The organism is Halobellus ordinarius (genome assembly GCF_031823395.1).
GTDB lineage: Archaea > Halobacteriota > Halobacteria > Halobacteriales > Haloferacaceae > Haloquadratum > Haloquadratum ordinarius.
Window position 1 is genome coordinate 50,035 of sequence record NZ_JAVQKJ010000014.1, and the last position, 24,217, is coordinate 74,251.

General features: G+C 66.9%; 30 protein-coding genes. 19 read left to right on the forward strand and 11 right to left on the reverse strand.

From position 1 onward, the window contains the following. Positions 1-87 precede the first annotated feature (87 nt). From RJT48_RS17695 to RJT48_RS17705, 3 genes are all read left to right on the forward strand, one after another. Positions 88-1,023 (forward strand): ABC transporter ATP-binding protein, encoded by a 936-nt coding sequence (locus RJT48_RS17695; protein ID WP_311173666.1) that lies wholly within the window; start codon positions 88-90, stop codon positions 1,021-1,023. Next, positions 1,020-1,781, forward strand: coding sequence for an ABC transporter permease (locus RJT48_RS17700; protein WP_311173667.1), 762 nt, complete (start codon positions 1,020-1,022; stop codon positions 1,779-1,781). Before RJT48_RS17695 ends, RJT48_RS17700 begins: the two co-directional genes overlap by 4 nt. A 152-nt stretch (positions 1,782-1,933) precedes the next feature. Beyond that, complete coding sequence (locus tag RJT48_RS17705) at positions 1,934-2,593, forward strand: bifunctional 4-hydroxy-2-oxoglutarate aldolase/2-dehydro-3-deoxy-phosphogluconate aldolase (RefSeq protein WP_311173669.1); 660 nt, start codon at positions 1,934-1,936, stop codon at positions 2,591-2,593. Between the two features lie 33 nt (positions 2,594-2,626). Here RJT48_RS17705 and RJT48_RS17710 read toward each other — a convergent pair whose 3' ends face one another. From RJT48_RS17710 to RJT48_RS17735, 6 genes are all read right to left on the reverse strand, one after another. After that, a complete protein-coding gene (locus tag RJT48_RS17710; protein WP_311173671.1) occupies positions 2,627-3,337 on the reverse strand; it encodes a carbonic anhydrase in 711 nt (236 codons plus the stop codon). Positions 3,338-3,363: 26 nt separating this feature from the next. After that, the gene (locus RJT48_RS17715) at positions 3,364-5,202 is read right to left on the reverse strand and encodes a PH domain-containing protein (protein WP_311173673.1); all 1,839 of its coding nucleotides are present in this window, start codon (positions 5,200-5,202) and stop codon (positions 3,364-3,366) included. Between the two features lies 1 nt (position 5,203). Then, complete coding sequence (locus RJT48_RS17720; protein ID WP_311173674.1) at positions 5,204-5,671, reverse strand: PH domain-containing protein; 468 nt, start codon at positions 5,669-5,671, stop codon at positions 5,204-5,206. Between the two features lie 6 nt (positions 5,672-5,677). Further along, positions 5,678-6,136, reverse strand: coding sequence for a copper resistance protein CopD (locus tag RJT48_RS17725; RefSeq protein WP_311173675.1), 459 nt, complete (start codon positions 6,134-6,136; stop codon positions 5,678-5,680). 138 nt (positions 6,137-6,274) lie between these two features. After that, entirely contained in the window at positions 6,275-6,958 is a 684-nt protein-coding gene (locus RJT48_RS17730) for a YqjF family protein (RefSeq protein ID WP_311173677.1), read from the reverse strand. Between the two features lie 48 nt (positions 6,959-7,006). After that, positions 7,007-7,888, reverse strand: a complete 882-nt coding sequence (locus tag RJT48_RS17735; protein ID WP_311173678.1) for an inositol monophosphatase family protein — start codon at positions 7,886-7,888, stop codon at positions 7,007-7,009. Positions 7,889-7,995: 107 nt separating this feature from the next. Here RJT48_RS17735 and RJT48_RS17740 point away from each other — a divergent pair, with 107 nt between their 5' ends. The 8 genes from RJT48_RS17740 (at position 7,996) to msrA (ending at position 13,386) form a co-directional block, all read left to right on the forward strand. Further along, complete coding sequence (locus tag RJT48_RS17740; protein WP_311173679.1) at positions 7,996-8,502, forward strand: macro domain-containing protein; 507 nt, start codon at positions 7,996-7,998, stop codon at positions 8,500-8,502. Positions 8,503-8,505: 3 nt separating this feature from the next. Further along, positions 8,506-8,751 carry a DUF8145 family protein gene (locus tag RJT48_RS17745; protein WP_311173680.1) on the forward strand — a complete coding sequence of 82 codons (246 nt, stop codon included), beginning with the start codon at positions 8,506-8,508 and terminating at the stop codon, positions 8,749-8,751. Positions 8,752-8,987: 236 nt separating this feature from the next. Beyond that, entirely contained in the window at positions 8,988-9,362 is a 375-nt protein-coding gene (locus RJT48_RS17750; RefSeq protein ID WP_311173682.1) for a helix-turn-helix domain-containing protein, read from the forward strand. Continuing rightward, the gene (locus RJT48_RS17755) at positions 9,362-9,655 is read left to right on the forward strand and encodes a DUF7521 family protein (RefSeq protein WP_311173683.1); all 294 of its coding nucleotides are present in this window, start codon (positions 9,362-9,364) and stop codon (positions 9,653-9,655) included. Before RJT48_RS17750 ends, RJT48_RS17755 begins: the two co-directional genes overlap by 1 nt. Before the next feature lie 118 nt (positions 9,656-9,773). Further along, the gene (proC, locus tag RJT48_RS17760) at positions 9,774-10,547 is read left to right on the forward strand and encodes a pyrroline-5-carboxylate reductase (protein ID WP_311173684.1); all 774 of its coding nucleotides are present in this window, start codon (positions 9,774-9,776) and stop codon (positions 10,545-10,547) included. Between the two features lie 46 nt (positions 10,548-10,593). Beyond that, positions 10,594-11,424: a glutamate 5-kinase gene (gene proB, locus RJT48_RS17765; protein ID WP_311173686.1), complete on the forward strand. Its 831-nt coding sequence runs from the start codon at positions 10,594-10,596 to the stop codon at positions 11,422-11,424. Next, entirely contained in the window at positions 11,421-12,770 is a 1,350-nt protein-coding gene (locus tag RJT48_RS17770; RefSeq protein WP_311173687.1) for a glutamate-5-semialdehyde dehydrogenase, read from the forward strand. The genes proB and RJT48_RS17770 overlap by 4 nt, the downstream gene beginning before the upstream one ends. An 85-nt stretch (positions 12,771-12,855) precedes the next feature. Further along, a complete protein-coding gene (msrA, locus tag RJT48_RS17775; RefSeq protein ID WP_311173688.1) occupies positions 12,856-13,386 on the forward strand; it encodes a peptide-methionine (S)-S-oxide reductase MsrA in 531 nt (176 codons plus the stop codon). Positions 13,387-13,483: 97 nt separating this feature from the next. Here msrA and RJT48_RS17780 read toward each other — a convergent pair whose 3' ends face one another. Beyond that, on the reverse strand, positions 13,484-13,969 hold the full coding sequence (locus tag RJT48_RS17780; protein ID WP_311173690.1) for a dihydrofolate reductase: 486 nt from the start codon (positions 13,967-13,969) through the stop codon (positions 13,484-13,486). A 136-nt stretch (positions 13,970-14,105) separates the two neighbouring features. Between RJT48_RS17780 and RJT48_RS17785 the strand changes: the two genes are divergently transcribed. From RJT48_RS17785 to RJT48_RS17800, 4 genes are all read left to right on the forward strand, one after another. After that, entirely contained in the window at positions 14,106-14,405 is a 300-nt protein-coding gene (locus RJT48_RS17785; RefSeq protein WP_311173691.1) for a sulfurtransferase TusA family protein, read from the forward strand. Between the two features lies 1 nt (position 14,406). Next, complete coding sequence (locus tag RJT48_RS17790) at positions 14,407-14,751, forward strand: rhodanese-like domain-containing protein (RefSeq protein WP_311173692.1); 345 nt, start codon at positions 14,407-14,409, stop codon at positions 14,749-14,751. Positions 14,752-14,754: 3 nt separating this feature from the next. Further along, positions 14,755-15,165: a desampylase gene (locus tag RJT48_RS17795; RefSeq protein WP_311173694.1), complete on the forward strand. Its 411-nt coding sequence runs from the start codon at positions 14,755-14,757 to the stop codon at positions 15,163-15,165. Positions 15,166-15,273: 108 nt separating this feature from the next. Then, positions 15,274-15,705 carry a universal stress protein gene (locus tag RJT48_RS17800; protein WP_311173696.1) on the forward strand — a complete coding sequence of 144 codons (432 nt, stop codon included), beginning with the start codon at positions 15,274-15,276 and terminating at the stop codon, positions 15,703-15,705. A gap of 6 nt (positions 15,706-15,711) precedes the next feature. Here RJT48_RS17800 and RJT48_RS17805 read toward each other — a convergent pair whose 3' ends face one another. Next, the gene (locus tag RJT48_RS17805) at positions 15,712-16,917 is read right to left on the reverse strand and encodes an inorganic phosphate transporter (protein ID WP_311173698.1); all 1,206 of its coding nucleotides are present in this window, start codon (positions 16,915-16,917) and stop codon (positions 15,712-15,714) included. Positions 16,918-17,065: 148 nt separating this feature from the next. After that, complete coding sequence (gene ubaA / locus RJT48_RS17810; RefSeq protein WP_311173700.1) at positions 17,066-17,914, reverse strand: SAMP-activating enzyme E1; 849 nt, start codon at positions 17,912-17,914, stop codon at positions 17,066-17,068. A gap of 229 nt (positions 17,915-18,143) precedes the next feature. Here ubaA and RJT48_RS17815 point away from each other — a divergent pair, with 229 nt between their 5' ends. Then, positions 18,144-18,425: a MoaD/ThiS family protein gene (locus RJT48_RS17815; RefSeq protein ID WP_311173702.1), complete on the forward strand. Its 282-nt coding sequence runs from the start codon at positions 18,144-18,146 to the stop codon at positions 18,423-18,425. Positions 18,426-18,456: 31 nt separating this feature from the next. Here RJT48_RS17815 and RJT48_RS17820 read toward each other — a convergent pair whose 3' ends face one another. Next, positions 18,457-19,482: a PLP-dependent cysteine synthase family protein gene (locus RJT48_RS17820; RefSeq protein WP_311173704.1), complete on the reverse strand. Its 1,026-nt coding sequence runs from the start codon at positions 19,480-19,482 to the stop codon at positions 18,457-18,459. A gap of 51 nt (positions 19,483-19,533) precedes the next feature. Then, the gene (locus tag RJT48_RS17825) at positions 19,534-20,742 is read right to left on the reverse strand and encodes a YeeE/YedE family protein (RefSeq protein WP_311173706.1); all 1,209 of its coding nucleotides are present in this window, start codon (positions 20,740-20,742) and stop codon (positions 19,534-19,536) included. 155 nt (positions 20,743-20,897) lie between these two features. On the opposite strand from RJT48_RS17825, the gene RJT48_RS17830 reads away from it, so the two are divergent. From RJT48_RS17830 to RJT48_RS17840, 3 genes are read left to right on the forward strand one after another with little or no spacing between them, the layout of a single operon-like run. Further along, on the forward strand, positions 20,898-22,184 hold the full coding sequence (locus tag RJT48_RS17830) for a YncE family protein (RefSeq protein WP_311173707.1): 1,287 nt from the start codon (positions 20,898-20,900) through the stop codon (positions 22,182-22,184). Next, positions 22,185-23,216, forward strand: a complete 1,032-nt coding sequence (locus RJT48_RS17835; RefSeq protein WP_311173708.1) for a sulfurtransferase — start codon at positions 22,185-22,187, stop codon at positions 23,214-23,216. It abuts the gene before it with no gap. Further along, positions 23,216-24,193, forward strand: coding sequence for a hypothetical protein (locus RJT48_RS17840; protein WP_311173709.1), 978 nt, complete (start codon positions 23,216-23,218; stop codon positions 24,191-24,193). The genes RJT48_RS17835 and RJT48_RS17840 overlap by 1 nt, the downstream gene beginning before the upstream one ends. Positions 24,194-24,217 lie beyond the last annotated feature (24 nt).

Consider the following 24,217-nt stretch of genomic DNA (forward strand, 5'->3'; position numbering starts at 1 on the left):
GCACAAGGGTGATTCGCCGCTGGTGGGAGTCGACTCCGCCTGGCGAGATCCGAACGGCTTACCATCCGAGGGTTCCGAGAGAGCCGTATGTCTGCGGTACTCGTCGCCGAGGAGGTGCGGAAGACCTACGGCGACGTACAAGCCCTCGACGGCGTCTCAGTCGAGATCGACGCCGGTGAAGTGTTCGGTCTCGTCGGGCCCAACGGCGCGGGAAAGACGACGCTGGTCCGCGCGCTGACCGGAACGACACGCGTCGACGGGGAGATCTCGGTGCTGGGCCAGGCCCCCGGACGGGTAGCGGAATCGCGGATCGGTCTGCTCCCGCAGTCGTTCTCTCCCGCTGGGCGGCTCTCTGCCCGGGAACTGGTGTCGCAGTACGCGGGCCTCTACGACGAAGCGCGGGACGTCGACGCGGTCCTCGCGGAGGTCGGAATCGAAGGCCAAACGGCAGAACAGTGGTACGAGACGCTCTCCGGGGGGCAGAAGCGTCGCGTCTGCGTCGCCATCGCGCTCGTCAACGATCCCGACGTGCTCTTCCTCGACGAGCCGACGACCGGAATCGACCCGGCAGGCCGGCGCGCACTGTGGGGGCTGCTCGAAACCCTCGCGGACGGCGGGACGACGGTACTCCTCACGAGTCACTCGATGGCCGAAGTCGAACAGCTCTCCGATCGGGTCGGGTTCCTGAACGGGGGCCGACTGGTCGCCGTCGGTCCGCCCCGGGAACTGATCGAAGCTCACGGCGGTCGGAGCCGCCTCCTCGTGGAAAGTGACGCCGATACCGCGGCGGTGGACGACCTCGCTCTCGAATTTAGTACTTCCGTTCGGGATGGCGAGGTCGTCGTCGAGGACGTCGGACCCAGAGAAATCGGCGACGTCGTCGCGGCCTTCGAGCGAGCGGGGATTGAGTTCGAGTCGTTGACGTGGAAACAGCCGGACCTCGAAGACGTGTATCTCGAACTGACGGGCGAGCATCTCACCGCGGATCGCGATGGGGCGGCAGCCGGGGGTGACGGTCGATGAGTCGCGCCGGCCGGATTCGCGCGGAGTTCACGGCCTCCTGGCACGCCTTCCTCCGGCGCCGCACGGCGGTGTTTTTCACGTTCTTCTTCCCGGCGATCATCGTCGTAATCTTCGGCGCGCTGGTGCAGACCCAGCCGACCGGCGGTGGTCTGTTCGCGGAACCGAAGGGGTACTACATCGCGGGCTATCTGGCGGTCGTCGTGCTGTTCACGCCGCTTTCCCGGATCGGGAGCACGGTGGCCCGCTATCGGGACGGTCGCCGGTTCGAGAAGCTCGCGACGACGCCTTTGACCCGTGCGGAGTGGCTGTTCGCGCAGTCGCTCGTGAACGTCGTCGTGATCGGTATCGCAGCGCTCCTGTTGCTCGCGCTGTCCGTCCTCGTGACCGGGACCGAAATCCCACTGACGCCGGCGACGCTTTTCGTCGTCCCGTTCGTCGCCTTCGGCGTCGTGCTGTTCTGCGGTCTCGGGGCTATCATCGGCCGGGTTGCCGACTCCCAGGACGGCGTCATCGCAGCCTCGAACGCGATCGCCCTCCCGGTGCTTTTCCTTTCGGAGACGTTCGTCACCCCGTCGCTGCTGCCGGCGTGGTTCCGTCCGGCGCTGGAGCTCTCGCCGTTGACGTACGTCGCCCGGGGCATCCGCGCGGTGACCTACGCGGATGCGACGACAGCGGCCGTCCCGAACCTCGCGGTTGCGGCGGTGCTCGCGGTCGTGTTCTTCGTCGCCGGCGCGTTCGCGGTCCCGCGAACGGAGTGAGACGCAGTCCGTTCGACGGGCTAACGGAGCGACTGGCCGAGCGACGCGCCGACGGATCGACTGGCCGAGCGACGCGCCGAGAGAGCGGCCGCACGATCCGCGCGCGGATCCGCCATCGGCTTTATTCGGCCGCGGAACCGATATCGGACGAGATGGTCACACTCGATGCGAGCGAGGACCTGCAGCGCTTCGTGGACAGCGGCGTCGTGGCAGTGATGCGCGGCGCCGACGCGGACACCGTCATCGACGTCGCCGACGCGCTCGCCGCGGGCGGCATCACCGCCTTCGAGGTCACCGCCGACAATCCCGACGCGATGGAACTGATCGCGGAGGTGTCGGCGTCCTTCTCGGAGTCGGAAGCCATCGTCGGCGCGGGGACAGTGCTCGACAGCGAGACTGCCCGGGCGGCGATCACGAACGGTGCGGAGTTCGTCGTCAGCCCGACCTTCGAATCTGACGTCGTGACGACGTGCAATCGCTACGGAACGCTCGTCGCGCCCGGGGCGATGACGCCGACAGAGGCGCTCGAAGCCTACGAGGCCGGCGCGGACCTCGTGAAAGTGTTCCCGGCCGCCTCGCTGGGGCCCTCGCATCTGTCGAGCATCGCCGGCCCGCTCCCGCAGGTCCCGCTGATGCCGACCGGCGGGATCGACGCTGACAACGTGGCTGACTACATCGAGGCCGGCGCTGTCGTCGTCGGCGCCGGCAGCGCGATTATGGACGAGGAGGCGATCGCTCGCGGAGACTTCGAGGCGATTACCGAAACCGCCCGGGAGTTCACGCGGGTCATCGACGAGGCGCGCGGCGAGTGACGGGGCAACTCACGCCGTCCGTGGACCTGTCGCTTACAGCAGCGAGACGACGCGGGCGTGATATTCTGCTGCGAGGGTGTCGCGGAGCAGCTCCGCGTCCGTCTCGGCGTCGAGAGAGACGAGATAGGCGGCTCCATCGGCATCACCGTACGCGCGCTGGAAGTCGTAGACGAACCCGGCGACGACGACATCCTCGGGGACGCTCTCGTCGTCGACCAAGAATTCGACCTGTTCGCGGACCGCATACTCGACGAGCCGATTGACCGCTCTCAGTGGCGGCGTCGACGCGTCGACGACGCCCGCTCGCTTCGCTTCTTCGACGATCGGAATCAGACGCCCGACAGCCGCCTCGACCGCCGGCTGTGCGTGCCTGTCCGGGAGCGGGTTCACGTCCGCGCTGTCGCCAAACACGGCTTCGTAGGCGGCCGTGATCGCACCGCATCCGGTGTGTCCGAGGACGGCGATCAGGTCCACGGACAGCGACGACACGGCGTAGCCGACGGCGTCGTTGACGACGCGCTGGCCGTCGATGTCGGTCCAGACCTGGTTGCCGACGTTGACCGACGTAAACAGGTCCCCGTCGGCTGCCGCGTTCCAGACCCCCTCGGCGGGAACGCGCGAGTCGGAACACGAGACGGAAACGATCGGCGGGTCCTGACGCTCACGAACGCCCTCGAAGTGATCTTCGCCGATCGATGCAACGTGTTCGTCGTTGCCCCGCAGTATGCGTTCCAGCGATTCCATACCCAAACTGTCCACGGACATTCGTTTCAATCGCCCGGATCGTCCCGGCCATCCGTCGTCTGGTCCCGGTTCGACGACTCGTCGTCGAGCGGGGCCTCGGTGCCGTCGTCGGATTGGGGAGGTTCCTGTTTTGCGTCGCCGGCGTCGCCGTCATTCTCCGGCGTCTCTGCAGGACTGTCTTCTTCCGGCGTCTCTGCAGGACTGTCTTCTTCCGGCGTCTCTGCAGGACTGTCTTCTTCCGGCGTCTCTGCAGGACTGTCTTCTTCCGGCGTCTCTGCAGGACCGTATTCTTCCGGCGTTTCGGCGGGACTGTCTTCTTCCGGATCGGCGATGCCGACGCCCGCGCGTCCGGCTCTGAAGGCGTCGACGGCGCGTTTCAATCGGGCTTCGAGTTCGGTCAGCAGTTCGTCCGCCCGCTCGTCGGCGATGTCGACGGCCGCGGCGTCTTTGCCGCCGAGAGAGAGCGAGCCGGCAGTGTCGATCGCCACCGTCGCGAGATTACGTCGGCGCTGGAAGACGTTCCGGGAGTCGATGACCGTCTGGATCCGATAGTACGGAACGATCTTCGTCTCCCGCCGGAGGACGCCGTTCCGAGTGACGGCGTGGTACTCGCCGAGCCAGTGGCCGCGGTGTTTCCAGTTGGCGTGAGCGAACGCGATCGCGAAGGGGACGAGCACGAGCGGCGGCCACCACGGGATCTGCACCCCGAGGAACGCGTCGGCGGCGTAGAGACCCGCCGTCAGCACTGCGATCACGAGCAAATAGCGGATGACGTATCGCTCCCGGGCACGCTTCGGTGGCCGCCGGAAGTCGACGTCGCCGACCGGTTCCAGTTCCTCGACGAGATCGAGGATCCGCTCGCGGTCGGCGATCGGAATCGCCGCCTCCGACCCGCGGGAACTGCCGCCCGACCCCGGCGCGTAGCCCGCCGTCTCGATGTAGAGCGACGCGTACCCGAAGTACCGTTTCAGCGGGTTGTCGGCGATCGTCAGCGTCTGGACCTTCTCGAACGGGATCGACCCGTCGTACCGCTGCAGCAGGCCGCGTTCGTACTGGAGTTCCTCGCCGGAACGAACCAGCCGGAAATCGTAGTAGTTGACGATGGCGGCCGCGGCGCCCACGACCCACGAGAGGAGTACAACGCCGACGACGATGAGGACGCCGCCGAGGACGAAGAGCAGTCCGGAGACCGTCGAAAGGAAGTTCGAGACGACAGCCGAGCCGGCGGTCGAAACGAGCACGAAGAGGATTCCGGGCACACGGAGATCGATCGAGAAGACGGCCAGCAGCGCGAGTTCGGACCGCCCCAGCGCGAACAGTTCCGACTGTTCCGGGCCGGTGTCAGTCGCGACATCGTCGACGACGTCCTCGCCCGACGTTTCGCGGGCCTCTGCTTCCGTCCCGGCACTCGCTGCGTCCCCGCGCTTGAGCCGGCCGAGTTCGCGCTGGAGCCGCTTTGCCTCAGTGTACGAGACGAACCGGAGTTCGGCCTCGGTTTCGCCGCCCCCGGCGGTCTCGAAAGAGACGACCGCGATCCCGAGCAGTCGCTGGAACACGTTTCGGGAGATGTCGACGTTCTGGACCCGGCGAAGCGGGATCTCACGGCTCCGCCGGGAGAGCACACCCGAATCGATGTCGAGCGTATCGCCCGCCAGTTCGTAACTGAACCGGCGCACGTAGGCCACTTCGTAGCCGATCAGGGCTCCGGCGGCGACCAGTGCGCCGAGGAACAGAAGCGGAGCGGCGGTTTCCATCCCCGGCAGGGATCCGCCGCTGAAGAGCACGAACGCGATCCCGACGACGATACCGCCGCCTCGCTGGAGGACACGATACGGGATCGACAGCGGAGAGAGCGTCCGGGACATCTCAGACGGCGTCTTCGCCCTCCGAGCGGATTGCCAGCCGCTTGAGCCGCTCGCGGAGGTCGTCGGCACCGCCCACTTCGAGTCCCGGGACGGAGACGTCGGCGCCGCGGGAGCCGGCGGTGTAGACCACGGTGCTGGCGAGGCCCAGGAACCGCTGGATCGGCGACCGTGCGGTGTCGACGTGTTGGATCCGGACGAACGGCACGACTGTCCGGACCTGAGTGAGCACGCCCCGTTCGAGGTACAGCGAGTCCTCCCGGACCTCCCACCGCCACGAGCGGTATCGCAGTATCGCGAACGTGACGCCGAGCGTTGCAAGGACACCGAACACGGCGATGGGCGCCCAGGATGGCAGCCACGCGGGCCGGAAAAACCGCCACACACCGAATACGGCACCGGCGAGTAGGGCCGCAGTCAGCACCGACCGGCCGATCCAGATGAGCCGAACCCGGGGGTGGAGACGGTTCATCGTGACTCAGTACAGGGACATCCCGGAGGCGAGCAACCCGGCATCGACGAGGAGGAGCACGCCGACGACGGCTGCCGCGCGAAACACGGTCGTTGCGGCTTTTGCGGGGGCACGCACTCGCTTTTGCTGCAGGCCGTCGACGAGCCGGCTCCGGCCGACCTCGACGAGCGCGGAGAAGACGAGCCACAGCAGGAGCATCGCGAGCACGAGGTGACCGCGCCAAGAGCCCGTCAGCGTGGCGACGGTGTAGCCCGTTCCGGCGAGGTGCCCGCCCGTGAGGAGCATCACGACCGAGGCGCCCCGGGAGAAGTAGACCAACCGGTCGGCGATTCCTTCGAGCGGGGCGGCGTCGAGATCGCCCGCGACCGCCGCGGGCAGGATCGCTCCGGCGACGAAGACGACGCTGCCGACCCAAAGCGCCCCGACGAGGACGTGCAGGGTCGTCATCACAGTGTCGAGTACCATAGCAACCGCGAAGGACCCGGGACGCTTGAAACCCGGCGGTTCGGGGCGGGTTCGCACAGCCGAGTTCGGGTCAGGAAAGTCCAGATAGTGGGCTCCGATCCTGCGCCATACCCCCACACCGGACCCGTCCGCCTGACCTCACCTGGTGCGTCGAATCCGATCCGCCGTCACCGGGATGCCGGGAGAGTAGTGAACGAGCGGGTCTCCTTCCGGTGCATCGAATCCATTCGCCGCGAACAGCGTGTTGGATTCGATGTCGAGGGTGGCGTCGAAAAGCGGCCACGGCGCGTGGGAGATGTCACCGTAGTACAGCGCCTCTTCCCCGGTGTAGAACCGGTAGTTCTCGGTCAGGAACGCTTCGAGCGTCCCCGCCTCGGGAACGAACTGCTCGCCGGTCGGTCGGTAGGTCCCGTCGAACCGGGCCGCGGGCGCGTCGCTCGTACGCCGACTCCGGAGCGTCACTGCTCCGTCGGCATCGCGGGTCAACCGTATCTCGGCCCGGTAGTACGGGAGTCGAAAGAGTCCGCGGGCGACGAGGACGCCGAGCGGATCGTCGGCGTCGAGACTGAAGAAGTAGACGGCGTGGTCGTCGTCGCCCGGGCCTCGGACGTAGGTCCGGAGGTTCAACTCCGGAAACGAGAGGCCGACAGGAGCGCCGCGCGGACGAATGTCCGTCATCTCGAAGCCGACGACCCCGAGCCAGGCGTCGCCGTCGTAGGTCGCCACGTCGAGCCCCTCCGGAAGCCGCGCGGCCACGACCGCGGGGTCGACCCGCCAGTGGGCAAACAGCGCGTCGCGCCACCGCATTTCGAGGAGGTCCATACGGAACGTACGTCCCTGAAGCACTTTCCGCTTCCTCGGGGTGTGGTGTCACACCTCGGTATCGAGCGCGTCGAGCGTCGTCGTTACGAGGTCGTCACAACGCTCCTGGTCGGTGGCAGCGACGTACAGCCGCCCGACACCGGAGACGTGATCGCCGGAGTCAGCACCGCCGGAGTCAGCACCGCCGGAATCGACGTCGCTGGCAGCGCCGTCGTCCAGGTCGAAGATTCGATGCTCGATCCCGGCCTCGGCGGCCAGAAGCTCACCCGCATACTGCTCGTAGACGTCGGGTTTGTACGCGACCAGTCCCTCGATGCCGCCGCGGGCGAGCAGTCCCCAGTCGACGCAGGGCGACCAGGTGTCGAGGACGCGCTTGCAGCGGGTATCGAGCGCAGCCTCGATCCGGTCGCCCCGCGCCCGCGCAGCGCCGTCACGGAGCGCGGGCAATCCGATGACGTACGAGACCGTCGCCCGCGACAGCGACAATTCGCTTTCGGCCACGAGCGGGTCGCCGTCGACGGTCGCGCCCTCGCCGCGCCGGGCGAGATACAGCGAGTCCGGGAGCGGTTCGTAGATCGCCGAGACGAGAGGCGTCTCCTCCCGGAGGAGACAGACAGCCGTCGCGAACGACGGGAATCCGGCAGCGAAGTTGTTCGTCCCGTCGAGCGGGTCGACGACCCACTCGTGGCGGCCGTTGCCGTTCCGCCCCGACTCCTCTCCGTGGATCGCGTGGTCCGGGTACGCATCGCTGAGCACCTCGCAGACGCGTTCTTCCGCCGCACGATCGGCGGCCGACTTCACGTCGTCGGTGCCGTATTCGGCTTCGATCGAAACGTCGCGAAAGACGTCGCGGAGGTATTCCCCGCCGGCGCGAACCGCCCGTGCTGCGACCGCCTCGGCGTCTGGCGGTGCCGACGAGGTTCCGTTCATACAGGACAGACGTGCCGGCCGTATCAAGAGCCGTTCGGTCCGGAGCTGGAACACCGCCCTCGCGGCGGGCGCCGACGTTTTTGATCCTGGCGGCCGAACGCCGCGATATGGAGTTCACGCTCATCCAAGGCGACATCGCACAGCAGTCTACGGACGCGCTGGTCAACGCCGCGGGGACGAGCCTCCAGATGGGGTCGGGCGTCGCCGGCGCACTCCGTCGCGTCGGTGGCGAGCAGTTGAACGACGCGGCCGTCTCGAAGGGCCCGGTCGAACTCGGCGACGTCGCCGTGACCGACGCCTACGGCCTCGACGCCGAGTACGTGATCCACGCCGCGGCGATGCCCCACTACGGCGACGGGAAAGCAACCGAAGCGAGCATTCGCGACGCGACGCGAAACGCCCTCGAAGCGGCCGACGAACTCGGCTGTGAATCGCTGGTGATCCCCGCGCTCGGATGCGGGGTCGCCGGGTTTTCGACCGGGGACGGCGCGGCCATCATCGGTGAGGAAATCCGGTCGTTCGACCCCGAATCGCTCGACGACGTCCGGTTTATCATCTACAGCGATGCCGAATACGAGACGGCGAACCGAGTCCTCGCAGAGGAGACGTCCTGACTGATGCGGGTTCCGGACGACGCACCCGAACTGTGTCCCGTCTGTGAGACAGCGTACGACTCGATCTCCGAACACGAAGGCGGACTCGCCGTCAATCTGCTCGACAACGAGCGATACCGCCGGGTCTGTTTCGATCCCGTTCTCGTCGACGGGAGCGCGTGGGTCCGGTTTTATCACCATACGCACGGCCAGGTATCCGAAGATGGATCCAGCACCGACAGCGATCCAGTGACTCCAGGGACCGAATAGCTTTTGCACAACGAGGACGCGTCCAACACGTCCGAGCGGCCCGCTGATAATGATTACTCTCACTTGTTCCCGCCGAGCGCCATCCCCGTTGGCGGCGCTCGGCGGGAAGAGACGAGAGTAATCATTATGAGAGCGTGGTCGTCGCCCGGGAGCGTCGGGATTTCTCGTCGATCGTCGCTCCCGCTCGTGATATCGATCCCGGGAGATTAATACCGCTCGTGTCCGAGGATCCGGTAATGGCGAGCGAGCCGTCCGCGAAGGAACCGTCGGACCTCCGATCCGTTCTCGACGCGCTCGACGACGAGGATGCGAGGGCGATTATCAGGGAACTGGAGGAGCCGCGTACGGCGAGCGAGATCTCCGAGCGGTGTGACATTCCACTCTCGACGACGTATCGCAAACTGGATTTACTGACCGATGCGGAGTTGCTCGAGGAGGGGACGGAGATCCGATCGGACGGACACCACACGACGACGTACGCGGTCGCGTTCGAGGAGGTCCGCATCGCGCTCACCGAGACGCGGAAACTCGACGTTCGGATCTCGCGCCCCGACCACGGGCCCGAAGAACGGCTCGCAGACATCTGGACTGCTGTCAAGGAGGAAACATAATGGTACACACTGGTACATCCGCGAGCATCGCAACGGGAATTGTCGTGGTGAAGACGGGTATTCTCGTCCTGGGCGGCCTCATCACGTACTTCTCGATGAAGGCCTACCGGAAGAGCGGTTCCCGGTCCCTCCGGGCACTCGGGATCGGCTTCGGGATCATCACGCTCGGCGCGCTCCTGGGCGGCACACTGGACTTCATCCTCGGTGTCGACCTCGCGACCGGGCTGTTGATCGACGCGATTCTGACATTCGTGGGCCTCGCTGTCATCACGTACTCGCTGTACGCCGAGTAGGGCGCCGGCGGCCGACAGCCCGCACCGGAACGGCGGTTTTGGAGGGACCCGACGGCCGCCGAATTCCGGAGCGAAACCAAAGTTCGTATATCGGCGGCCACTCCTACGTCTCCACAAGATGATTGACGTCAGCGTGATCGGCTGTGGAAATATGGGCAGCGCCCTCATCACGGGGCTCTCGAAGGCGGAAAATTACAGAATCACGGGGTACGACGTCGACCCCGACGCCTTCGAGGGAGTCGAGGCCTACTGTGATCGGACGACGACGAGCCTCGAAGACGTACAGGGATCTGACGTCGTCGTCCTCGCGGTGAAGCCCGATATCGTCCCGCTTGTGCTCGAGGATCTTGCTCTCGACGCCGACGGGACACTGGTGACCATCGCGGCGGGCGTCTCGCGCGGGGTCGTCCAGGCGGAGACCGAAGCGACAGTGATCCGCGTGATGCCGAATCTGGCGGCCGAGACGCGGAATATGGCTGCAGCCGTCTCGTGGGACGAACCCGACGAGAACGTCCGGCAGATGCTCTCGGATCTCGGGTCGTTCGTCGAGATCGACGAGGACCTGATGCACGTCGCCACGGCGCTGAACGGGAGCGGCCCCGCGTTCGTATTCTACCTGATTCAAGCAATGCGGGACCGCGCCGTCGAGGAAGGACTGGACCCCGAGGACGCGAGGGTGCTCGCCGCGCAGACGTTCGTCGGCGCCGCCGAGACCGTCCTCCAGTCCGACAGGGATATCGACTCGCTGATCGACGCCGTCTGCTCGCCGGGCGGCACGACGATCGAGGGGATGGACGTTCTGTTCGACAGCGACGTCGATACGGTCGTCGGTGACGCACTGAGCGCCGCCCGGCGGCGCTCGGTCGAGTTGTCGGAGGGAGCCGACGAATGAGCAGCACCGGTCGCACAGAGAGCGGGTTCGCCGTCGGAGGACGGCAATGAGCGGTGGCGTCACCGCCGAGGAAGTCTCCAGTGCGCGGTCGCTGGCCGCGAGCGCCGGTCGCGTCGTCGTGAAGGCGGGAACGAACTCCCTCACCGACGAATCCTCGAATCTCGACGACGGGAAACTCGACAAACTCGTCGATGACGTCGCGGGGCTGGTCGAACGGGACAAGGAGGTCATCCTGGTCTCGTCGGGAGCGATCGGCGCCGGAAAGGGCCGGATCGGCTTCGCCCGGGACGACACCGTCGAGGAGTCGCAGGCGCTGTCGACGATCGGACAGAGCCACCTGATGCGGCGCTACACCGAGAGCTTCGAGCGATACGGGCTCACCGTCGCACAGATTCTGGTGACCGAACACGACCTCGAAGACCCCGAGCGATTCACGAACTTCAAGAACACCATCGAGACGCTCCTCGGGTGGGGCGTGGTCCCGATCGTCAACGAGAACGACGCCGTCGCGACCGAGGAGATCCGGATCGGCGACAACGACATGATCTCGGCGTCGATCGCCATCGGCGTCGACGCGGATCTGCTTGTCACGCTGACCGACGTCGGCGGCGTCTACACCGGTAACCCCAAGGAGAACCCCGAGGCGGAACGCATCGAGGCGGTTGGCCGCAACTACGACGAGGTGGAGGCAATCGTCGAGGAGAGCGCCAGCGGGTCCTTCGGCGGCATCCGCACGAAAGTCCAGGGCGCACGCACCGTCAGCGAGCACGGCATCCCGGCGGTCATCGCCCGTTCGACAGAGGAGGACGTCTTAGAGAAGGTCGCAACCGAACGCCCCGTGGGAACTATCTTCACGCCGATCAACGATCACCTATGAGCGAGCAAACCACCGAGAAATCCACCGAGACGAAGATCACTGAAGCACAGTCCGCAGCACTCGAACTCGCGAACCTCTCGGAGGCGACGCGGAACGAGGCGCTGCAGGCGATCGCCGACGCGATCGAAGCGAAAAGCGAGGAGATCCTCGAAGCCAACGAGCGCGACGTCGCGGCGGCCGAAGAGTTGCTCGAAGCCGGCGAGTACACCCAGGCGTTCGTCGACCGACTGAAGCTCTCGGAATCGAAACTGGGCGACATCGCCGAGATGGTCCGCAGCGTCGCCGGCCAGGAGGATCCCCTCGGCCGGACGCTGGCCGCGCGGGAACTCGACGAGGACCTGGAACTGTACAAGGTGTCGGTCCCGATCGGCGTCCTCGGCACCGTCTTCGAGTCCCGGCCAGATGCGCTGGTCCAGATCGCCGCGCTGAGCCTCAAATCAGGTAACGCGGTCATCCTCAAGGGCGGCAGCGAGGCCGCCGAATCCAACCGGATCCTCTATGAGATCATCCGTGAGGCCGCGTCGGACGTCCCGGACGGATGGGCGCAACTCATCGAGGCCCGCGAGGACGTCGAGACCCTGCTGGACCGCGACGACGCCGTCGACCTCCTGATGCCGCGGGGCAGTTCGGCGTTCGTGAGCTACGTCGAGGAGAACACGAGCATTCCCGTCCTGGGACACACGGAGGGCGTCTGTCACGTCTACGTCGACTCCGAGGCGGACCTGGAGATGGCGGCCGACATCGCATTCGACGCGAAAGTGCAGTACCCCGCCGTCTGCAACGCCGTCGAGACGCTCCTGGTCCACGAATCGGTCGCCGAGGCAGTGCTGCCCAGCCTCGCAACCCGCTACCGCGACGCGGGGGTCGAACTCCGGGGCGACGAGCGCGCCCGCGAGATCGTCGAGATGGACGCCGCGAGCGAGGAGGACTGGTCGACGGAGTACGGCGATCTGATCCTCTCGATCAAGATCGTCGACTCCGCCGAGGACGCCATCGACCACGTCAACACCTACGGCTCGAAGCACACCGAGTCGATCATCACCGAGGACGCCGACCGCGCGGGCGAATTTATGCGGCGCGTCGACGCCGCGTCCGTCTTCCACAACGCCTCGACCCGCTTCGCCGACGGCTACCGGTTCGGCCTGGGCGCGGAGGTCGGGATCAGCACCGGCAAGACGCACGCCCGCGGCCCGGTCGGCCTGGAGGGGCTGACGACCTACAAGTACCACCTGGAGGGCGACGGCCAGCTCGTCGCGACCTACGCGGGCGAGGACGCGAAACCCTACACGCACCGCGACTTCGAGGGCGAGTGGTCGCCGGGACGGCTCGCGGACCCTGACGAATAGCTCCCCGATCATCCGGAACAACAGCTCGCGAGCAGGTCTCTGACCCGCGCGCCACATACATACGGATTGGAGCCCTACCACGGGTATGCCCGAATCCGCGACGTTCGGCGGCGGCTGCTTCTGGTGTACCGAGGCGGCGATGAAGGAACTCGGCGGCGTGAAGTCGGTCACATCAGGCTACGCCGGCGGTCACACGGAGGACCCCTCCTACCGAGAGGTCTGTTCCGGAAAGACCGGCCACGCCGAGGTCGTGCAGGTGACCTACGATCCGGAGGTCTTAGCCTACGACGAACTGCTTGAGGTGTTTTTCGCGACGCACGACCCGACGCAACTGAACCGCCAGGGTCCGGATGTCGGCTCCCAGTACCGCTCGATCGTCCTCTATCACGACGAGACACAGCGCGAGCAGGCGGCCGCCTACATCGACGCGCTCGATTCGGAGTACGACGACGAGGTCGTCACCGAACTAGCGCCGTTAGAGACGTTCTACCGCGCCGAGGAGAAACACCAGGACTACTTCGAGAAACACCCCAACGACGCGTACTGCCGGATGCACGCGGCACCGAAAGTCGAGAAAGTCAGAGAGAAGTTCGCGGCGAAGATCGGAGAAGCCTGAGACAGATTACGCTCGTCTCTTCCCGCAAAGCGCCGTCGACAGGGTAGCGCTCGGGGGTGAAACGTGAGCGTAATCAGTACCAGACGGACTCCGTCGATCAGTCACTCGCTTGACGAACCCACTGCTCCAGCGTGAAGCCCGCCTCCTCGGAGGCAGACGTCAGCAGCCACTCGGTTTCGTCCCACTCCGGATACCAGACGTCCCCCTCGTACTCGCCGGGGACGCGGCTCAGCATCATCCGGTCGACGTGGGGCTGGAACAGCTCGTAGATCTTTGCGCCGCCGAGAACGTACACCTCCCCGTCGGTGAGCGACTCGGCCACCGCGATCGCGGCCTCGACGTCGCCCGCGTGCGACGCCGTCGCGACAGGATAGTCGCGCTCGGTGCGGCTCAGCACGATCTGGTGACTGCCCGGGAGGTTCTCCAGCATCGACTCGAAGGTCCGCCGGCCGAGGATGACGGGCGCGTCGGCGACGCGTTCGCGGTACTGGCGCTTGTCAGCCGGGATGCTCTCCCACGGGAGTTCACCGTTGCGACCGATCACGCGGTTTTCAGCCAGCGCAGCGACGGCGACGAGTTCCATCGTGTTCCATTCCGGGCGGCGCGACTATAACCCAAACGGCCGGGGCGGTCCGGACTCCCGCTCTGCGATGTCAGAGATAGAGGTCAGCTCTGCGCCCTCCGAAATGGGTATGGCCCGAGAGATCCTGAGACTCACTATGGCAGATTCAAGCTGGGAGGACGTCGTCGACCTTCCCGACGAACTCGACGACGAAACGGCCGAGGAACTGTTCGACCGTGCGACGGAGGTACAGGATATGACCGGCGAGGTGTGTCCGTACCCGCAGGTGGAAGCCAAAAAGGCCATTCAGGGGCTCGAATCGGGCGATATGCTGGTCCAGGAGACTGACCACGTCCCGAGCACGGAGAACGTCCCGAAAGCGGTCGCCGATCAGGCCGAAGCAAACGTCTGGAAGAGCGGCGACGGTCGATACCGGATCTTCCTCCGGAAACAGTAAGATGGTCGAAGAAGTCTCCACCGAAGACGTCAAAAAGAAGCTAGAGGCGGGCGAGGACACCCAGATTATCGACATTCGCCAGCCTGCACAGTTCGAGCGTGGACACATCCCCGGCGCGAAGAACATCCCGATGGCCGAACTTCCGCGCCGCGTCGACGAGGTCGAGTGGGGCGACGACGTGGTCGTCGCCTGTCCGATCGGGCAATCCTCCGTCCAGGCGGCACGGCTCATCGGCAGCTACGAGGGCGTCGACGACGGATCGGCGGTCAAGAGTATGGCCGGCGGGTACCGGGACTGGGACTACGACCTCGAGACCGGCCCCGAGGAGTGCGACGACGACTCCTGACCCGTGATCTCGTTCACCCGAGCGGCCTACGACGAGATCGTCTACCAGGGCTACGACGGCGGCGACGAGGAGATCTGCGGGATCCTCGCCGGCGAGCACGGCGAGACTGAGAGCCACGTCGCCGAGGTGTATCCGGTCGACAACGCCGCCGAGACCCCGCAGATCCGCTATGCGATGGATCCCGAAGAGCAACTGGCGGTGACAGAGGAGCTCGAAGCCGCCGGTCACGAGGTCGTGGGGTTCTACCACAGCCACCCGTCGGGACCGACGCATCCGAGCGAGACCGACGCCGACCGCGCGACGTGGCCGGGCTACTCCTATGCGATCTGTGCGTTCGACGGGTACCCCTTCCTCGGCTCCTGGCGGTGGACCGGCGACGAGTTCGAGGGCGAGCGCGTCGTCGTCGAGGAGTAGCACCGCTCTCTCGGTTTCAGAGGCGGCACCGGTCGAGGTGTCGGTCACTCTCCAGTCATTGCACCGGCCGACCGCCGGGAATTTGTGCCCCCGCCCCGAGGAGTCCCTATGGCACCTTCGCACGTCCTCGTTCCGCTGGACGGGTCGCCGCTCTCGGACAAGGCGCTCGTGCACGCGCTGGATACCTTCGACTGTTCGGTGACGGTCCTGAACGTAGTGACGCCGATGGACGCCAAGATGAGCGAGGGCGGGATTCTCGAACCGGGGAGCGAGCGCCAGGAGCGCGCCCTCGACAGAGCCGACCGCATCGTCGACCGGGCCAAAACACGGGCCAGCGAGTCCGACCGGGAGGTCGAGACGGCTGTCGAGACGGGGGACCCGGCAGACACTATTCTCGGGTACGTCGACGGCCACGACATCGATCACGTCGTGATGGGCGGCCACGGCGGCGACCGCAGCGACATCGGCCGCCGGTTGCTCGGAACGGTGGCGACGACCGTCGTCGGCAAGGCGCCCGTGACCGTCACCGTCGTTCGGTGAGCCAGGTTACCCACCGAGCACCGCGGCGAAGACCTTGTAGAGCCCGTAGCCGATCGTGATCGAGGCGACGAGCGTGATGAGCCAGAAGGCGATCGTCACGCCGATCTTCCGGCGGGAGACGCCCGCCGATCCGCCGGCCAACCCGCCGCCGATGACGCCCGAGATGATGATGTTGTTGAACGAGATCGGGATGCCGAGCGCGATGGCGAGTTGGGCGATGATGAACCCGGGCACCAGCGCCGCGATGGAGCGTCTGATCCCCAGCTGTGCGTACTCCCGGGAGGTGGCCTGGAGGAGTCTCGGCGCCCCCATCCACGCGCCGCCGAGGATGCCGACCGCGCCGAGCGCCAGCAGGACGATCCCCGGCAGGCCGAGTTCGGCGCCGTAGAGGTTTTCGAGCGGCCCCGTCGCGAGTCCGACCTGACTGCCGCCGCTGGAGAAGGCGACGACGCTCCCCAACAGGACGAGAAACGTCCGGACTCCCTTTTCGACCGACGCCTGGGTCCGTCGGCGGATGAACTGGAAACTCGCAGCGGCGGCGAGAACTGTCACCAGAACCACTACGGGGTCGACTCCGCCGACAGTGGGAAGCCCCACCAATCTGCCGAGGAACCCCGCAATAGAGCTCTGTGTGGCGTCGGGCGGCGAGGGAACGATCGCCAACTGGACGTTGGCGATGATTCCGCCGACCAGGCCCGCAAGCAGCGGCACACCGACGGTCTCTGGGATGTCGTCGCGGCGGAGCAGCGTAGCGGTGAGATACGCGAGGCCGCCCGAGACCGGCGGGACGAGCGCCCAGAAGGTCACGATCCGCCGGTAGGTGTCGATGGCCGGGTCGCCGCCGAGCGAGAGGCCGACGCCGACCATCGCGCCGGTCGTCGCGAACGCCGCGGGCACCGGATAGCCGGAGTAGACGCCGAAGGCCATGAAACCGGTGGCGGTCAGCAGCCCGGCCGTCGCCGCCAGCGACGTGATCTGGACGCCGTCGATGAGGCCGGCGCCGACCGTCTCCGAGATGGCCCCGCCCTGCGTCAGCGCGCCGAGCGCAGCGAGGATCCCGATGAGGAAGGCCGCGCGCATCGTCGAGATGGCGTTGGCACCGATCGCCGGGGCGAAGGGCGGCGAGTTGCTGTTGGCGCCCAGCGCCCACGCCGTCGCGAGACTGGTGAGCGTCGCCAGGACGACGAGCGCCCAGAAGACGAGATCGGGCACTCTCAGCGGCCTCCACGGGGAGCCGTGGCAATCATACCAGGGGGTTTTTCGAGTACCCGAATAAACGTTCGGTCGTTAGCTCCACGTCGACATCTCCCCGCCGGTGAGCGTCGGGAGTTCGAATCAGCCCGAACGCGGCGCGGAACGGTCAGTTCGCGGAGATTTCCGGGTCGCTCTCGCGGGTGATCGCACACGATTCCGTGTACTCGACGTCGTGAACGGAATCGATCGCGGGATCGTCCCCACAGACGGGGCACTCCTCCTTTTTGGTGATCTCGACGGTGTCGAATTCCATCTCGAGGGCGTCGTAGAACACCATCCGGCCGTCGAGCAGTTCCCCCTTGCCGAGGATGGCCTTGACCGCTTCGGTGGCCTGAATGCAGCCGACCGTTCCCGGTAGAACGCCGAGGACGCCCGCAGTCGCACAGTTCGGGACCATCCCGGCCGGTGGGGCCTCGGGGAACATACAGCGGTAACACGGCGAGTCGTCGGTGCCGGCAAATGTCGTCACCTGCCCCTCGAACTGGAAGATCGAGCCGTGCGAGAAGGGAATCCCGGCGAGCGTACAGGCGTCGTTGACCAGATACCGCGTCTGGAAGTTGTCGGTCCCGTCGACGACGAAGTCGTAGCCGTCGATCAGGTCCTCGATGTTGTCGGGACTCACGCGGAGGTCGTGAGTCCGGACGTCGATGTCGGGGTTCAGGTTCGCGACGAACTCGGCGGCGCTGTCGACCTTCTTGCGGCCGACGTCGTCATTGCCGTGGATGACCTGCCGCTGGAGGTTCGACAGTTCCACCTCGTCGTCGTCGGCGATACCGATGCTGCCGACCCCCGCCGCGGCGAGATACTGGATAATTGGCGCGCCGAGGCCGCCGGCCCCGAGTACGAGTATCTCGGCGTCGAGGAGGTCCCGCTGCCCCTCGGGCCCCACGTCGTCCATAATGATGTGCCGAGAGTACCGATCGAGTTGTGTCGGGTCGAGATCGAGGCCGCTCATAGCATCTATTATGTGAGCTTACCGAATAAGCCCGTTGGAGGGGTACACGCCTCGCCGCCGTCGATGACGCGGGCCATACTCTCCGCCACGATGCGATCCGGGAAGCGTGGGCGCTCCTCGGCCCACCGAACGAGCGGCCGGGCTTTTCGGTCCGTCGACGCCGTCATAGGCGCCAGGTCCCCGTTGCCGGTGGCCGGTCATTTTTACGCTCTATCGCCCAAGAGAGGGTATGCCCGAGATCAAGATTCCTGCAGTCCTCGGCGACCGCGGCGCGTCGACCGTCGAAGTCGCCGGGTCGACGCTGGGAGAAGTCTTCGAGAACCACGCCGCAGAGCACGGTCCCGGCCTGCAGAACAGCGTCTTCGAGGACGGCGAGATCAAGGAGTTCATCAACGTCTACGTCGACGGGAGCGAGGTTTCCGACCCGGACGCGTCGGTCGAGGAAGACAGCCGGATTCGGGTGATTCCGGCAGCCAGCGGCGGTGCGATAGCGGGTCGGTCTTCGTTCTGAGGACCTTCATCTCCCTCCCGCGCGAACTGGCCTACGTTTCTCCGTCGTCGCCGAGGTAGCCCTCCCACAGCGGGATGTCGGCGTACTTGTCGCCGCGATCGCAGAGCACAATCACCACGACGTCGTCGGCAGCGAGGCCGACCGTCTCGTGGAGTCGCTCGGCCGCGCGAACGCCCGCGCCGCTGGACGTCCCGACCACGAACTGATCCTCGACGCGGAGGTGTTCTGCGACGGTCTCGCGATCGTACTGCCCGGTGTCGACGACCTCGGGGTTCTCGTCGAGGTAGCGCTCCCGGAGCGCTCGCGCGCGGTCGTACGCGTCGCCGGTGTCGATGTAGAGCTTCTCGTCGAGGACGGACTCGTCGTAGGTCTCCGGGTGGTAGTGCTCGCCGGTTCTGAGGTATTTGAGGCCGTCGATGGCGTGCAGCGGGTTCGCCGGCTCGAAGCCGACGACGGTCACGTCGCCGCGGGCGTGGAGGCCGCGGCCGGTGCCGGTGACCGTCCCGCCCGTCCCCGCGCCGGCGACGAAGTGTGTCACGTCGCCGTCGGTCTGCTCCCAGATCTCCGGGGCGGTCGTCCGCTCGTGGGCGCCGGGGTTGTCGGGGTTCTCGTACTGGTTCGGTCGGTAGTAGCCCTCCGGATCGCTGGCGACGAGTTCCTCGCAGCGCTCGATGACCGCGTCGTACCCCTTGTCGGCGTCGACAAAGTGGATCTCCGCGCCGGCGTCCCGGACGGCCTCGATCTTGCCGCCGCTTGCGTTGTCGGGCATCACGATCTCGACGTCGTACCCGCGAGCGGTCGCCAATCGCGCGATCTCGCTGCCCGTGTTGCCGCTGGTGGGTTCGATCACGGTCCGGTCAGGCGTCAACTCGCCGGATTCCTCGGCGCCGTCGAGCATCTCGCGGGCGATCCGCGATTTGATCGAGCCGCCCCCGTGGTCCGCAGTATAGAGATTGAACCACTCGACTTTCGCACACACCGTCGCGGGGACGTCCACGTCGAGTTCCACGAGCGGCGTCCGGCCGATTCGGCTCTCGTCGATCGTCGTGTCAGTCATCGTGTCTCCTCCGTGGTTGAGCCCGATAAGGGGTACGCCCGGCTCCCGCCATCAGATCGCACAGCCGACCTCCCGGTAGAGGTAGTGCGTCATCACGTAGGTCCCGAGGATGATCCCCAGGCCGGCCAGAAGCGAGTGCAGCGACAGCAGCGCGACGCCGCTGAACAGGTTCGCGATGTTGCAGCCGGGCGCGAGTCGGGAGCCGACACCCATCAGCAGGCCGCCGACTACAGGGTTGTGGAGGCGCTCGACCTTCGGCCAGCGGAGGCGGAAGTCGCCGGAGGCTTTCGCCGCCAGGAAGGAGCCGACGATCACCGCCGCGATCATCAGCATATCGATCGTGACCGAGATGTCGCCGCCGCGAAAGAGGACCGACCCCCAGTACTCGACGTTACCGACGTCGACGCCGCCTTGTGCGAGGAGCCAGCCCGCCCACTTGGCCTCGCTGCCGGTGATGGCCCACGCGCCGTACACCCAGAACCAGACGCTGGCGACGAGCGCGAGCCCGATCCCGGCTGTCCGGGCGTCCCACGAATCCCGCAGGCGGGCCGCGACGGGACGGTCGTCCTCGACGAAGCCGCGAAGGTAGGTCCGCGTGCCCGCGAGGAGTTCCCGGAGCCCGAGACCAAGCGCCGTCAGCGACCGCGTCGGCAGCGTCGCCTGCGCACGGGTTCCCGAACCAGCCTCCGTACCGCGTCGGGGCTCGTCCGGCAGCGACGCCCGACCGCGGACGAACGCGTACAGCAGGACCAGAACCGCCGTCACGAGCACGCCAGTCAGCGCCGGCGGCCACGGGAAAGCGAGATACAGCGTCGCCCCCTCGCCGAACCGGAGCGGCTCGAAGTACACCGAGCGGAGCGTGGGGAAGGCGTACGCGAAGAGCACGTAGCCGACTCCCATAAACAGAAGCGTGATCCAGAACTGCACGTAGCCCTGCCCGGCGCGGTACAGCGTCCCGGAGGCACACCCGCCGGCCATCGTCATCCCGATTCCGAAGACGAACCCGCCGAAAAGCGACGCGAGGCCCCACGCGGGGGTCCAGAAGCCGCGGAAGTATCCCAGCGTCGCCTGCGCGCTCCAGAACAGCGTCATCACGAGGACGCCGGCGATGACACCCTTGAGCACGCGGGTGTCTTTGAACGCCACGAAATCGCGGAAGGCGCTCACGAAACAGAACCGGGCCTTCTGGAGGAGGATCCCGAACGCAAGCCCGACGCCCACCGAGAGGGCAATGTACGCGAACGGCGAGAGAGTCGGCATTACCGTATGATACACACACGGTAACCTTCGTTTGACGGTCGAGTACAACCTTGCCCCCTCACCCAGGTACAAGCAACAAGGTCCGGTTTCGGAGACAACGGGCAACGCAGGGGTGTGCCGGTGTCCCTATCTCCCCGGACCCACTATGCGTGGCTATGACCGAGGACGCTGCGGACGAAAATCTCTACCCGAACCGGGGGAAAGGTGACTCGACGTCGGGGGTTTCGCGGCGACGGCTGCTGGCTGGCTCGGCCGCGGCCGGCGCGACCGCGACAGCCGGATGTACCGGCGCCATCTCCGGATCGGACGGCGGCGACGACGAGGCGGCCCCCGCGACGGTGTTCGTGTTCAACACGGGCGACAACACCGTCAGCGTGATCGACGCCGAGAACGACGACCTGCTCACCACGACGTATCTGGGCGCGACGGCGTCGTTCCCGTCGAACCAGTTCCTCCCGAACCTGCTCGACAGCGCAGACGGCGCGATGTGGCTGAACGTCAACAACGGCGTTCGGGCGGTCAACGCCGGGTCGCTCTCGGAGATGGCCTCCCTCGATACGGGATCCGGCGCAAACTGGCAGGAAGTGACGCCCGACGGGTCTCATCTCGTCGTCAGCGCCCGCGAACCGACACACAAACAGTACCGCCTCGACGCCGATCCGGGGTCGGACTCTTTCGGCGACGTGACGGCCGAGATCGACAGAAAACCCGAGGGCGGCCGCGGCGACAACGACGGTCCGGGGCCGTGTGACGTTTCGATCCACCCCGACGGGGAGTACGCGTACGTCCCTGATATCTTCGCGGACACGCTCTCTGTCATCGACATCGCCGACTTCGAGGTCGTCAATCAGGTGTCGGTGTCGCCCGTCGACGACGCAGACGCCGTCGCGCCGTGGATGGACACGGTTTCTTGGGACGGCGAGACGCTCTTGGTCGAGAACAACGAGGGCGAGGCCGGCACCGAGAGCATCTGGGACATCAGCGACCCGGCCGAACCCGAAGAGCGCGTGCGACTCACGGGCGACGACGGCCTCGGGGAACTGCCGCTGACGAGCGAGATCGGCCCCGACTCCGAGATCGGCTACGTGTTCACCGCGAACTCCGAGAGCGTCACGGTGCTGGACATCCCGGCGGGCGAGGTGATCGAGACGATCGACCTCGGCGGATCGGCGTTCGTCGGGACCTGGGACCCGGCGGGCGAGAAACTGTACGTCCCGGTGCAGACCAGCGACGAGGTGAAGGTGATCGAACACGCCTCCCGTGAGATCGTCGAGACCATCTCCGTCGGCGCGAAACCGTACGGCGCGACGGCCGGGCGCGTTCGGCCCGACGAGGACACCGCCGGCAACCTGCTGGCGTCCATAGCGTCGCTCGGGGTCGAACTCTCCGATGCGGGGACGACGTACTGCATCGGCAACTGCGCCTGCGGCCACCAACTGTAGATGAGCGACGACGGCTACGAGGTTACGCGGCGGTCGCTACTCGCGGCGGCGGCGGGGACAGGTGTCGCGAGCAGCGCCGGGTGTGCAGGCGTCACGACCCCGACGGACATCGCAAGCGCCGCGAGCGTCGAGGGCAACGTCGGCTACTTCCGCGGCGCGTCACAGATCGACGCGGACGACGCCGTGTTCCTCGATGCGCGCTCGGCCGAGCAGTACCGGACCGAGCACGTCTACGGCGCGCGCCACGCACCGGTCGAAAAACTGTCGGCGAGAACGGAGACCGACGCGGGACGCGTCCCCGACGTCGACGCGATCTCGGCGGCGCTGGAATCGATCGGCATCTCCCGGGACGACGACATCGTCGTCTACGCCAGTAGCGTCGGTTCGCGCGTCTCCCGGGTCGTCTTCGCGCTGAAGTACCTCGGCCACAACGGCGACGTGTCGGTCCTGAACGGCGGGTACGAGGCGTGGAACGGCCGCGTCGGCGTCGGACGGCGGAGCCGCGACCCGACGACCTACGAGGCGGAACCGCAGGATGACCTGATCGTCACCCGGGAGTGGCTCGCTGACCGGCTCGGATCGTTCAACGACGGCGGCCCGGGACTCGTCGACGTCAGACCGCCCGAGGCGTATCTCGCCGCGCGGCAGTCCGACGCGCTCGTCGCGTCGAACGACCGCCACGGCCACATCCCGGGCGCGATCGACGTCCACTGGACGGGCAACATCGACGGCCGGACGATGACGGAGCCCGCCCAGCTCGCGGAGCTGTATTTCAGCGCAGCCGGCCTCGATCAGTCGGGCACGATCGTCGTCTACGGGCAGGGCAACATCGACCCGACGAACACGTGGCTGCTGCTCCGCGCGCTCCGCGCCGCGGACGTCAAACTCTACGACGGGGGGTTCGGCGAGTGGGTGAACGTCCGGGAGTCGCTGCGCGGCGACTACCCCGTCGAGACGAAGACCACGACCGTCGTCGAGACCAGCGGCTCCGTCGGCAGTAGCGACGACGGCGGGTTCTCCTGTACGGGCTGATGCTCGTCGCCGTCCCCTGTTCCGAGGACGACTGCGTCGTCCTCCTGGACGCCGAACGCGGAACCGAACAGGGCCGGATCGCCGTCGGCGCGCACCCGGTCCACCTGACGACGGTCGACGGGCGGACCTTCGTCGCGACGATGGGCGAGCGTGCCGTGAGCGTCGTCGTCGACGGTCGGGTCCAGCGCGTCGAAACCGGCGTTCTCGGCCCGTCACACTTCGCGAGGACCGACGGCGAGGTCCTCGTCCCGTGTACCGGCGGCGACGCCCTGGCCGTCATCGACGTCGAACGGCTGGAACTCCGGCGACGGATCGGCGTCGGCGCCGAACCCCACGACGTCGCCGTCCGCGACGGCCTCGCGTTCGTCGGGAGTCGCGCGGACGGGACCGTGACCGTCGTCGATCACTCGAACGGGACCGTCCACGCGACGCACGAATTTGGCCCCGATGCACGCATCCAGGGCGTCGACGCCGCCGGCGAGGGCGTCTACGCCGTCGACCAGCGGAACGCCCGCCTGCATCGGCTGACGGCGGATGGTGTCGAATCGTCGTGGGACGTCGGCGCAAACCCCTACGACGCCGTCGTCGACGACTCGCGGGTGCTCGTCGCTGGCCGGGATGACGGGACAGTCACCGAGGTGCCGCGGGCAGCGAGGGAGGAGTCGGGGCCGAGCGAGGCCCGAACTCACGAGGTCGGGGGAGCGCCCGCCGACGTCGTCCTCGCGGACGGAAGCGCCTGGGTGCTGGACCGCAAGCGGCCGCGGCTGGTCGCGCTCGATTCCGACCGATCCGGGGAGCGACCGACTGTCGACCTTCAGTTCCCGACGTTCGCCGCCGCAGTCGACCCGAGAGACGACACGCGCCTGTACGTCTCCCACTACGACGACGACGCCGTGAGCGCCGTGGACGTCGCTGCGGGCCGCGTCACCTGGACGACGGAGACGGCCGCTCGGCCGTTCGAGCCCGAAGTGATCTAGGGTGGCGATCCGAGACGCGGTAGG

Excerpts from the sequence above, each read along its gene's own strand:
- RJT48_RS17715 (WP_311173673.1), bottom strand. The coding sequence starts at position 5,202 with ATGTCCCGGACGCTCTCTCCGCTGTCGATCCCGTATCGTGTCCTCCAG.
- ubaA (WP_311173700.1), bottom strand. The coding sequence starts at position 17,914 with ATGAGCGGCCTCGATCTCGACCCGACACAACTCGATCGGTACTCTCGG.
- RJT48_RS17755 (WP_311173683.1), top strand. The coding sequence starts at position 9,362 with ATGGTACACACTGGTACATCCGCGAGCATCGCAACGGGAATTGTCGTG.
- RJT48_RS17710 (WP_311173671.1), bottom strand. The coding sequence starts at position 3,337 with ATGGAATCGCTGGAACGCATACTGCGGGGCAACGACGAACACGTTGCA.
- RJT48_RS17745 (WP_311173680.1), top strand. The coding sequence starts at position 8,506 with ATGCGGGTTCCGGACGACGCACCCGAACTGTGTCCCGTCTGTGAGACA.
- RJT48_RS17780 (WP_311173690.1), bottom strand. The coding sequence starts at position 13,969 with ATGGAACTCGTCGCCGTCGCTGCGCTGGCTGAAAACCGCGTGATCGGT.
- RJT48_RS17835 (WP_311173708.1), top strand. The coding sequence starts at position 22,185 with ATGAGCGACGACGGCTACGAGGTTACGCGGCGGTCGCTACTCGCGGCG.
- RJT48_RS17705 (WP_311173669.1), top strand. The coding sequence starts at position 1,934 with ATGGTCACACTCGATGCGAGCGAGGACCTGCAGCGCTTCGTGGACAGC.
- msrA (WP_311173688.1), top strand. The coding sequence starts at position 12,856 with ATGCCCGAATCCGCGACGTTCGGCGGCGGCTGCTTCTGGTGTACCGAG.
- RJT48_RS17830 (WP_311173707.1), top strand. The coding sequence starts at position 20,898 with ATGACCGAGGACGCTGCGGACGAAAATCTCTACCCGAACCGGGGGAAA.
- RJT48_RS17785 (WP_311173691.1), top strand. The coding sequence starts at position 14,106 with ATGGCAGATTCAAGCTGGGAGGACGTCGTCGACCTTCCCGACGAACTC.
- RJT48_RS17815 (WP_311173702.1), top strand. The coding sequence starts at position 18,144 with ATGCCCGAGATCAAGATTCCTGCAGTCCTCGGCGACCGCGGCGCGTCG.
- RJT48_RS17800 (WP_311173696.1), top strand. The coding sequence starts at position 15,274 with ATGGCACCTTCGCACGTCCTCGTTCCGCTGGACGGGTCGCCGCTCTCG.
- RJT48_RS17720 (WP_311173674.1), bottom strand. The coding sequence starts at position 5,671 with ATGAACCGTCTCCACCCCCGGGTTCGGCTCATCTGGATCGGCCGGTCG.
- RJT48_RS17725 (WP_311173675.1), bottom strand. The coding sequence starts at position 6,136 with ATGGTACTCGACACTGTGATGACGACCCTGCACGTCCTCGTCGGGGCG.
- proC (WP_311173684.1), top strand. The coding sequence starts at position 9,774 with ATGATTGACGTCAGCGTGATCGGCTGTGGAAATATGGGCAGCGCCCTC.
- RJT48_RS17700 (WP_311173667.1), top strand. The coding sequence starts at position 1,020 with ATGAGTCGCGCCGGCCGGATTCGCGCGGAGTTCACGGCCTCCTGGCAC.
- RJT48_RS17750 (WP_311173682.1), top strand. The coding sequence starts at position 8,988 with ATGGCGAGCGAGCCGTCCGCGAAGGAACCGTCGGACCTCCGATCCGTT.
- RJT48_RS17825 (WP_311173706.1), bottom strand. The coding sequence starts at position 20,742 with ATGCCGACTCTCTCGCCGTTCGCGTACATTGCCCTCTCGGTGGGCGTC.
- RJT48_RS17695 (WP_311173666.1), top strand. The coding sequence starts at position 88 with ATGTCTGCGGTACTCGTCGCCGAGGAGGTGCGGAAGACCTACGGCGAC.
- RJT48_RS17840 (WP_311173709.1), top strand. The coding sequence starts at position 23,216 with ATGCTCGTCGCCGTCCCCTGTTCCGAGGACGACTGCGTCGTCCTCCTG.
- RJT48_RS17790 (WP_311173692.1), top strand. The coding sequence starts at position 14,407 with ATGGTCGAAGAAGTCTCCACCGAAGACGTCAAAAAGAAGCTAGAGGCG.
- RJT48_RS17770 (WP_311173687.1), top strand. The coding sequence starts at position 11,421 with ATGAGCGAGCAAACCACCGAGAAATCCACCGAGACGAAGATCACTGAA.
- RJT48_RS17735 (WP_311173678.1), bottom strand. The coding sequence starts at position 7,888 with ATGAACGGAACCTCGTCGGCACCGCCAGACGCCGAGGCGGTCGCAGCA.
- RJT48_RS17740 (WP_311173679.1), top strand. The coding sequence starts at position 7,996 with ATGGAGTTCACGCTCATCCAAGGCGACATCGCACAGCAGTCTACGGAC.
- RJT48_RS17820 (WP_311173704.1), bottom strand. The coding sequence starts at position 19,482 with ATGACTGACACGACGATCGACGAGAGCCGAATCGGCCGGACGCCGCTC.
- RJT48_RS17730 (WP_311173677.1), bottom strand. The coding sequence starts at position 6,958 with ATGGACCTCCTCGAAATGCGGTGGCGCGACGCGCTGTTTGCCCACTGG.
- proB (WP_311173686.1), top strand. The coding sequence starts at position 10,594 with ATGAGCGGTGGCGTCACCGCCGAGGAAGTCTCCAGTGCGCGGTCGCTG.